The sequence below is a fragment of the Nonomuraea bangladeshensis genome (assembly GCF_039529455.1).
Classification (GTDB): domain Bacteria; phylum Actinomycetota; class Actinomycetes; order Streptosporangiales; family Streptosporangiaceae; genus Nonomuraea; species Nonomuraea bangladeshensis.
In genome coordinates this window covers 38318-48283 of record NZ_BAAAMV010000026.1, presented here as the reverse complement: position 1 = coordinate 48283, position 9966 = coordinate 38318, and the positions used below count along the sequence as shown (strand labels likewise).

General features: G+C 62.5%; 5 protein-coding genes. 3 read left to right on the top strand and 2 right to left on the bottom strand.

Annotated elements, in window-relative coordinates; genetic code table 11:
* Positions 1-534 precede the first annotated feature (534 nt).
* Together ABD292_RS48175 and ABD292_RS48170 are read right to left on the bottom strand one after the other, a co-directional pair.
* Positions 535-1752 (bottom strand): argonaute/piwi family protein, encoded by a 1218-nt coding sequence (locus tag ABD292_RS48175; RefSeq protein ID WP_344220113.1) that lies wholly within the window; start codon positions 1750-1752, stop codon positions 535-537.
* Between the two features lie 179 nt (positions 1753-1931).
* Positions 1932-3371: a DUF4365 domain-containing protein gene (locus tag ABD292_RS48170; protein WP_344220111.1), complete on the bottom strand. Its 1440-nt coding sequence runs from the start codon at positions 3369-3371 to the stop codon at positions 1932-1934.
* A gap of 302 nt (positions 3372-3673) precedes the next feature.
* Between ABD292_RS48170 and ABD292_RS48165 the strand changes: the two genes are divergently transcribed.
* From ABD292_RS48165 to ABD292_RS48155, 3 genes are all read left to right on the top strand, one after another.
* Positions 3674-3976, top strand: a complete 303-nt coding sequence (locus ABD292_RS48165) for a hypothetical protein (protein ID WP_344220109.1) — start codon at positions 3674-3676, stop codon at positions 3974-3976.
* Positions 3977-4044: 68 nt separating this feature from the next.
* Positions 4045-5880, top strand: a complete 1836-nt coding sequence (locus tag ABD292_RS48160) for an ATP-dependent nuclease (protein ID WP_344220107.1) — start codon at positions 4045-4047, stop codon at positions 5878-5880.
* Positions 5881-6330: 450 nt separating this feature from the next.
* Complete coding sequence (locus ABD292_RS48155; RefSeq protein ID WP_344220105.1) at positions 6331-9669, top strand: type ISP restriction/modification enzyme; 3339 nt, start codon at positions 6331-6333, stop codon at positions 9667-9669.
* The last annotated feature ends 297 nt before the right edge of the window (positions 9670-9966 follow it).

The window sequence follows — 9966 nt, the reverse complement described above, 5'->3', positions numbered from 1 at the left end:
CAAGAGATGGACCATGCGCTGGAAGGCACCGTTGAACGCCTTCCAGATCGCCTTCGAAGGCCGCCTCACCCCTGCCAACCTCTGAACACTTCAACAACCAAGATCAGCCGTTAAGTTGACACTCCCACAACTTCCGGCGAGGCCATGGTGTCCGGCACCTGCCGCGGCCCTTGCTCGACCTCGCGCCATGCCGGAATGACGGAACCCACGAGCAAAGTGGGTGATTTGTGAATCGGTAGATTCGTCGGTTCACAAGGCAGACTGGCAGGGCCTGGCCTTGAATGAGGCCATGAAGGTGGGGGACATCTGGGCTTACCGCGGCAGGGCGCGTGATCACACCTGTCCTGTGGAGCGGGTGGATATTGTTGAGCGGGCGGCCAAGTCCAACAAGTACGTGGTTCGCTTTGTCGATGAGGGTGAGCGTCAGGAGGTAGTTCCTGGCGCTGCACGAGTTTTGAAGCGGTACACGTCCTCCACGAGTACCCGCCCGCAGCCTGAACAGCATGGATGTAGTTTTCGGCAGGCGGAGTACTGCTACATGTACTGGGCGTATCGAGTGGCGATGTCGCGTTCTGGATTGCAGAAGCGAAGGATCTGTTTAACTTGGTCAGCGGTTTGCAGGGTGATGGGAGAGCGTCCGTCGAGGCGAGATTGGTTCCAGTTCATCTTGCTAAGTGCGAGTGTCTCGACACCGAGTTCGCGGGGACTGACGGATAGCTGTGCCGTACGGAGCCCGAGGGGCCGAGGAACGTACATACCGGGGTAAGTGGAGTAGAAATCGACGCTGCCTCGAGTGTAAATCAGGTGTTCATATTTGCTGAGCGACATGAACGTTCCCCGTAAGGGCGGGGCTGAGCCGGGCCGGAACAGCAGGGCGTTCTCGCTGCTGGTGATCCAGACGAGGTCGAGGGCGTGTAGGTCGCGCTCGTCGGCTGCGGCGTTGAAGCCATCCTTCTCGTCGCTGGTGAAGCGGGACGACTTGTGGACGACAACTCGAGCGGGCAGCGTCCGGTGCTCGCGTTTGTAGACGGTGAGGGCGTTGAGGAGCAGTTGGCGGGCGTCGGCACCTATGAGATGAGGTTGGCGGTCTTCCTTGCTGACGTGGGCGGTTCCGCCGCGGACGATGACCCCGTCGCCGAGTTCATTGAAGATGTGAGCCACGGCGGTGTCTAGCGTGTCAGTACCGCCTGAGCGGTAGAACGAGATCCCGACGTAGCAGGTGGATAGGTCGGTTGAGGATCGTTGGAGTCTCCAGGGTACGCCGCCGGCCTTGTAGTAGAGCGCCACGTGAACGTTCCAGGCACGGGTGGCCTCATCTTGGCGACTGCGGTTGGGTGGTGGTGGTGCGGTCTCATCCCACGTACTGCGCCGCATGATCTGCAAAGGCTTGCCAAGGGGGAGCGCGCGCGCTTTGAGGAGATCGTGAAAGTTGGTGGTGATCCCGTTCTTGGATGAGGGAAGGTTGACGTCGTTGAGGTCGTCTGGGCGGGCGACGACGATGACGTCGACCCGGTTGTCTTCGGCGATTGCCTCAATTTCGTCCATGTAGGCGTCGACCACGGCGCTAACTGCGAGCTCACCTGGCAGGCTTGCCGCCCGGCTGAGTTCGCGGTCGGGTACTTCGCGGCAGTTGCGATCGGCGAAGGTGAAGGTAGTGAACAGCCCTACGCCGCTGTCGCATCCGGGGAACGCAGGGAACAGATGCGGGTATTTGGCGTCCTTGGCTGCGATGGGTTTCGTGCAGCGGTCCATCCATCGTCTGAGACCGTCAAGCTGATCGCGAGAGCCGACCAAACCGAGGCGAATCGTTGTTGGCGCACTCGGGAGGCCGAGGTCGGCGGGCCCGAATGTAGAGATTCCAAAGCGCGGGTCGACGTGACGCTGAGCGCTCCCGAACTCAAGTTCCGGCTCGTCGAGAACCTCTGCCCACATTAGCGGCGCCTCGTCGACCGACGCTGTGGGCCGGGCGCTTTCTCAGATGGCATCAAGGGTTCTTCCAGGAGGGTGAAAAGGTCTTCGTGGTCTACGCCGGCTTCCTTGAGTTGCTGTTCGAGCTCAGGATCTGGACGAACTGGGGCCTCGTCTTCAGCCGCGGCCTGGGTGGGTGCCGGTCCCCACCAATTGTCGTCGATGCCGCGGTCTACCTCGAAGGTCAGCAGGGATTCGAAGGCAAGCTTCGTATCGGATGTCAGGAGGTCCCCTTGTAGGTAGCGTTCCCACATCAGGGTCCATCCGTGGACCGCTGGATGGCGGTCGAGACGTTTGATCCCGGCCAGAAGGCTATCGGCGAACGACGCTTCGGTCCGGCCGTCCAGCGTGAAGCAGTAGTCGACCCCCAACTGGCAGTACCAGGTGTCGCCAATGCGGCGGAATCGTGGTTTGAGCGCTGCGTGGTGGTAGTAGGCAACACGCGTCTCGTCGGTCTTGCTGGGGTGTGGGGCGAAGACCGTCCTGCCGCGGTGGCCTTGGCCGCGGCCTTCCTTGCGGGCGCGCAGGTCGCGTGTCGCGCGGAAGTGCAGGTGATCGCGGGATTGATGCCATTGCAGATCTCGGCCTCGGTCGGCAATCAGCGTACAGCGCAGAAGGTCGGCGAACCGGTGGGTTATGTCATCGTCATCACTGAACGCCCACTCGGCACTGTCATGGCATTCGACGCCGCCGTCATGGAGCTGGCGTAGCGGGTCGGAACGGAGCTCGCCGAAGCTGATCAGCAGGCCGTCGTGAAGAATCCAACCGTCAGTGCAGCGGCCCTCAGCGGCTTTCACCTTTTCCCAGGCTTCCTTGTAGGAACTGACCGTGGTTGGCGCGATAGACAATGTCTCTGGCCATGATGCAATCGGAAGGAGGTTGCTGGTCAGAAGTTCCTTCTTGGGTGGCGAGGCGAGGAAGAGGCCGGAGTCGCGCGGCGTGCCCAGGCGGAAGATGTCGGCTGCGGCTGATGGGCCGAACACTTGCGTGTGTTTGTTGATCGTGACGGTGCGCTCAGCTCGGCGTCGGGGGTCGCCGAACTCGGTATGGACATCGAACCACCACGCTTCATTGTCCTTGGGCCGGGAGAGCACGACGATCACCGGTGCATTTCCGCTCAGCCAGTACTCAAGGTCGGCAGAATCAGCAGTCCATTGGAAGCTGTCATCAGATTCGTATGAGTGTCGAAGGTTACTCGCCTTGCTCTGGACCATGACGATCCGGTTCAGCGCTTCACCGCCCGGACCGACAAGCTCGATCTCTCCGTCGATGCCGTGATCCACGCGACGGTCGTGGTACAGGAAGCCCATGCCGTTCACGCGCTGAGCGATGAGCGCAACGCCACCCTCACCGATGATTGTCTGCTGGGCAACCCTTTTCCTGCGGCTTGCTGGTGCTGGCACCCCGCCAGCCTACGCAGAGGCTCCGACAGTCTGCGCTCGTCGCGCTAATCCCGCTGGAAGCATTCCTTGCCACAGCCTGAGGCTTCATCCGACACGCCACCAGGTCATGGTCTTGGAGCGGCAGCTCGCCGCCAATGCACGAGTGAGGCTCGCTCCCTGCCACCCTACGGTCGTGCCGCCGAGCTGTTCGCACAGAAAACAGTCGGTTTCGGCGACCCATGGACATCGCTCCAACAGCACCACGACGACGTGACCATCGTCGTCACTGAGGTGCTGCAGTTGTGAAGCTTTGAATCGTTCCGGTGCGCCCGACTGTTCCTGATCCCGCAGGCCTCATCCCGCTTCGCGGGCTGTCGAAGCGGCACGTCGTCAGGCTGCTCACCGTTGTGGTCCTGGCACCGCGTCTGCTACGGCAAGCCGATCAGCAGCCACTCTGGAACGATCCGCGCGACACCGCGGGCCGCTTAAGCGAAGCCGTCCGGGAAGATGCGATCCGCGCATTCCTCGGTTTCGTGATCGCCTACGAGGCCTTCCGGCGTGTCGCGCAAAGCGTGAACGTTCGACTGCGTAGGCGTTCTACGATGTTGTATCTGAGGCTGGAGTGACTATCGCCTGAATCGAAGGCGATTGTACATCCTTTCCCACCCCTCCCCGCGATCGGAGCTTACAGCGCGTGTTGCTCACTTGCTTCTCCGTCAGGGGATTCCGCTCTCTGCTGCGACTTGACGGCATTCCTGTCAGCAAGCCGACGATCCTGGCCGGCCCGAACGACGGCGGGAAGAGCGCGATCCTCGCGGCCCTGAGCTACCTGGTTGGTCGATCCCCTCTGGAAGATGACGATCGCACGTACTTGTCGTCGTCTGACTCGCTGTCGCGATGCGAGTTGACCGAGGTCGAAGGCGTGTTCGCGCTCGACGAATGGGAGCAGAAGACGTTCGGTCTCGGGGCCACCATTCGACTGCGGCGCTCGGCAGGCGCTGACCTCGTCTCGCGTCTAGAGTGCTGGCTGCCGGTTCCGCGGGATGAGCGCCTGCGCGATCTGTCCTCGTACAAGGTGCCTGAACTCAAAGCGCTGGCCAACGAGTTGGGCCTGTCCCCATCCGGCACCAAGAAGGCGGACATTGAGCTGGCCCTACGCGAGTACGCGGCCCTCCACTCTGGCCCTGAAGGATGGGTTCAGGCTCCTCCAGGCTTGGAGACCCGCATGCCCACCGTGCTGCCTTTCGACGGACGATCCTCTGAGCCCAACGAAGCGGTGCGTTCCGTGCTGCAAGGCTGCTTTCAGACGCATCTGGCCGACGAGACTCTGCAGGGGCAGCTGAACGAGATTCAGGCCCAGGTCAAGGAGAGTCTCCAGGCAGACGCCCAAGCGTTGTGCGACCACATTCTGAGCCGGTGTCCCGACCTCAAGGAGGTCTTCGTTGAGCCTGAGGTGTCCTTTTCCCAGGGGTTGAGAGCTGCTCCGCTGCGCATCGCTCGCGCTTCCGGGGAGCATGTGGGCCTCGAGCGCTCGGGACAGGGCAGCGCCCGGCGCATCTCGCTGGCGATCTGGGAGTGGACAAGCAAGTTTCTCCAGACCGAGCAGGACCTCGCCGCCGAGACCGCGGATGTGTCGGAGGAGCCTGTCCCCTCACGGCCTCAAATGATCATCGTCTATGACGAGCCTGACACGCATCTCGACTACGGCTACCAGCGTAAGATCATGCAGTTGATCAGGGAACAGAGCGCGCTTGCTCACGTCGGCGTCATGGTAGCCACGCACTCCATGAACCTGATCGACGGCGTCGACATCGCCGATGTGGTCAATCTCAAGCTTGATCACGGTGGCCGAACCGTCATGGAACGGCTCGGGACCGACGAGCACGGCGCCATCGACCGGCATCTGCAGCACCTAGCGGCGTCCCTAGGGCTAAGAAACTCGGTGTTGTTGCATGAGCGCGTCTTCCTTGCTGTCGAAGGTCCCTCAGAGCAACAGGCCATCCCCGTGTTGTTCCGCTTGTCGCAGGGGCTTGCGCTACAGGCAGCCGGCATCGCTCTTTGGGCGTGCAACAACAACGAAGGAGCCCTGCACTTGGCCAGCTATCTGGTCGAGCATCAGCGATCGGTCATGCTCATGATCGACGCTGACAGCAGGAATCTGACTATCTTCAAGTCGGAGCGGCTCAGGACGCGCTTCGGGCAGGCCCACGACGACATCGTCAGATTCCTCGGTGAGCCACAGAAGCTGAACGAGTTCGAGGAACTCTTCAACGACGAGGTCTGGGCCGACGTCGCCAACACCATCTGGCCCAGAACATCTGGACAGTGGCACGCTGAAGACTTCAAAGCCCTGCGCGGGAACGGCAAGTTCAGCAAAGAAGTTCACGGTCTACTTCAACGGGAAAGTGAGGCGGGGCCCGGTGGCAAGCCGGAGATGATGTACCAATTGGCGTCGTCTCTTACTCAGGCCGAGCAGGTGCCTCCCCAGCTCAGGGAGATATTCACGGAGCTCATGCGACAAGCGGAGTAGCGCAGGCGTCAGGATCCTGTCGGCGAGCACGCCGGTCTCGTCGTGCTCGCATACGCTCCTTGCGCTGATCGGACGTGGGCTCCGCCCAACGGTGCCAGCCCACAGGCGGCTTCCACCGCTGGGCGTGATCGCGCTCATCCACGCCACACCAGCGGCAGCCATTGGGTGAAGGCAAGGACTGATGATCGAGGTCTGGAACGTCGTGAGACATCGCACCTCCCCTTCTGAACTTCATTATTCCTGGCACTACTGACATTTCCCTCACTGACTGCCCGCAAGCAGAGAAGGGACGCCACGTCTTCGGGTTGCGTATCGGCGGCCTCCTCCGTCTGCAGCCACCAGATCACATCGGGCGATCTTCCCACGCTCAACAGCGTGGTTTCCATTTCGTATCTTGATGGATCCTGGTGCGGCGGTCACAGTGAGTGGGGTGCTGGTCATCGACCGGAGGTGAACGTGGCCCGCGTCCCCAAGCTCGACACCGCAGCCAGTGCGTACGCGATCGTTGCCAAGTTCGGCCGGGTGGTGGCGGAGAAGCGGGGGCTGGGTGGTGCAGAGGAGGACCAGTTCCGTGGGCCGTTGGAGACCCTGCTGCGCGACCTCGGCGCCTTGATTGGTGTCGAGGCGATCCCCTACGGCGAGGTGCGACTGAAGCATCTGCGGGCGCGGCCGGACTACGCGGTGAACATCGGACAGGTCCGCGTCGGTTACGTCGAGTTGAAGAGGCCTGGCAAGGGGGTGCCAGGTGCGCCAGAGTGGCGCCCCGACAAGCGGGATCTGGAGCAGTGGGGCAAGCTCTCCGCGCTGCCCAATGTGGTGTACTCGGACGGGGTTACGTGGGCGCAGTACTCGTTCGGCGAGCGGATCTCGCCGATTGTCAGGTTGGCGAACACTGTTGCGGAGTTGCGTCGTCCGGCGGTGCCGGCCGTCGCTGAACTGGTAGGCGTCGTCCGGCGGTTCATGCTCTGGGAGCCGGAGTCGCCTCGGACGCTCGGCTCCCTTGTGAAGATCATCGGAGGACTGTGTGGCCTGCTGAAGGACGAGGTGTACGCCGCGATCAGCGACCCGTTGAAGAAGCGCTCCCAGATGCGGCTGGCGCTGTTGGCCGACGACTGGCGGAAGCTGCTGTTTCCTGGGCTCGACCATGAGCGCTTCGCCGACGCTTTCGCACAGACTGTCACGTTCGCGCTGCTGCTGGCCCGCTCAGATGGTATTGACCTGGTCGGCGAGTCCTACCAGGAGATTGCTCGGAAGCTGGGCAAACGGCACCTGCTGATGGGGCAGGCTTTCGCGGTACTTACCAGCGGGGCCGACGATGAGCTCAACACCATCGAGACCCTCCGCCGAGTGATCAGCGTCGCGGACCTGCAGACGCTCGACGTTAGCCCGGTAGACGCCTACGCCTACCTCTACGAACGTTTCCTCGCGAGCTATGACCCTATGCTCCGTAAGGACACCGGCTCTTACTACACCCCAGTCGACGTAGCCCGCCATCTTGTCCGATTTGTAGACGAGGTGCTTCGTGAGCACCTTGGTAAGGAGTGGGGGTTCGCCGACGACGACGTGGTGGTCGTCGACCCGGCGATGGGAACCGGTACCTTCCTGGTCGAGGTCATTGGCTGTGTCGCGGACCGGGTTGCCGACAAGCTCGGGCATGGGTCTCGAGAGGATTACGTCAATGACCTGGTCACGGACCGGCTGATCGGGTTCGAGATCCAAGTTGCCCCGTACGCGGTGGCTGAACTGCGTATCCATGGTTCGTTCCGGAGTCGGTTCGCGGTGGAGACTCCGACTGAGGCTCTACGGTTTCTCAGCGACGCGTTAGCTGACCCGCACCATGTGCAGCCAACGCTGGGCGCCCCGTACCGAGTGATGGAGGAAGCGCGGGACAAGGCGAATGGCATCAAGCGCAGGATCCCTGTAATGGTAGTGATCGGGAACCCGCCACATGTGGAGAACGCCAAAGGCCGAGCTGAATGGATCGAACGCCCTCGCAAAGGAACACCCCGGCTCGAAGCCACGGTTGACCGTCCCTCGCTTGACGAGTTCCGAGCCGGCGGCCTCGGCCGATATGAATCTGACCTACATGGAATGCCGTGGTATTTCCTGCGCTGGGCAACCTGGAAGGTGTTCGAGGCCGAACATCGATTGCCAGAAGGCGTGGTTGCGTTCATCGTCCCCTCCAGCGTGATCAAGGGCGCGGCCTTCAGAGGGTTGCGCCAATACCTGCGACGCACGTGTGACCTGGGCTGGGTCATCGAGCTCACACCGGAAGGGAACCGCCCGCCGATCGCCACCCGGGTCCTCGGGCCCGATGTCGGGCGCCAACTCGCCATCCTCGTCTTCGCCAGGACAGCCCACTCGGACGCGGGGAACCCAGCGATGGTGCGCCATCTAGCGTTGCAGGGAACGCGTGAGGAGAAGACAGCCGCGCTAGCGCAGTTGACGACGACAGGATCGCGCTGGCACACCTGCGGTACCGGGTGGCAGGACTCCTTCTTCCCAGCCACCGACCCGCAATGGACGGCGTTCCCCTCGCTCGGTGACCTGATGCCGTGGCGGTCGAGAGGTGTCACCCCCGGACGAACATGGGTCTACGCACCCACCGCCGAGGTCCTGCAGGCCCGGTGGCAGACATTCCTCGCGGCATCGACCGAGGACCAGCGTGAATTCTTTCGAGAGGGGCGAGACCGCACGCTGCACAGCAGAGTGGACCCACTGCCTGGGTTCCCGCCAGTCCAGTACTCGCTGGCAGAGGAATCGGGGCCGTGTCCCGAGCCGATCCAGGTTGCTTACCGCTCGTTCGACCGGCAATGGCTCATCCCCGACAACCGACTCCTTGTCATGGCCCGTCCGCCGCTCTGGCAAGTCCGATCCGATTACCAGATCTACGTTTCCGAGCAGGACGCCCACGAGATCACTGACGGCCCGGCTCTGGTCTTTTCCCATCTCATCCCCGATCTGCATCACTTCGACGGTTGGGGCGGCGGCGGGGTGCGTCCGCTCTGGCGCGATTGCCTGGCCGACGCTTCCAACATGACCCCGGGCTTGCTCGAACACCTCCGCATCCGGCTGGGTGCTCCCGTCTGCGTAGAAGACGTGCTGGCGTATATCGCGGCGATCACCGCCCACCCCGGATTCGTACGCCGATTCCGGGAGCATCTTCGACAACCGGGCGTTCGTGTTCCGCTTACCCAGGATTCAACATTGTGGAAGCGCGCGGTGACGATCGGACGCGAGATCCTCTGGCTGCACACCTATGGCAGTCGCTGCGTCGATCCCGCCGCGGGACGGGGACGTTCAGAACGTGCCCTTATCGAACGGTTCGGCGTCAAGTGCTTGTCCGCTGTCAAGGCACTCCCCGAGCGACTCGGAGAGCATCTCGATTACGACCCCGAAGCGCAGACACTCATCGTGGGCAGCGGGAAATTCGCCCCCGTACGTCAAGAGGTAGTCGATTACACGGTTTCCGGCCGGCGCATCGTGTGGCGATGGTTGAACGATCGGACCATCCAGCCTCGAAACAAGCGTCGGACATCCGCTCTGGACGACATCACACAGCTCTCCTGGAACCGTGAATTGACACTCGAATTCCTAGCGCTCCTTTCCGTCCTAACCGGATGCGTCCTGCTGCACCCCGAGCAGAACCAGCTGCTGACCGACGTGTGCTCTGGGCCGCTGATCGGCGAGGCCGACCTCGCCGCCGGTGGCGTTCTTCCAGTCCCGGGATCAGTGACGAGGCCGCCGAAGCCGACGCAGGTCGGCGTACAACTTTTTGGCGATCAGTGATCTCAACCAGCGTCAGCATGGGCAGCAGGTCCTCCAACCCGCCGGCTAATGTGCGCCCGAGGCCGACCACTACGAGTGGATGAAAGATCGATGTCTGCGGAGCTCCAGCGTGCTCCTCTTTGTGCGAGAGGACGGCGTCAGCCGCTAGATCACCCCTCCGGGATTGCCCCTGGCGTAGGCGCGAGGCAGCGTGATTGGACCTCGGCTACGCCGAACTCGCGCACGGGCGTGAGACTGTCGATGTCACCTGCGACATCCCGGCGCATCCGACGCGCCACCGCAACCCTCCCGCTCGGC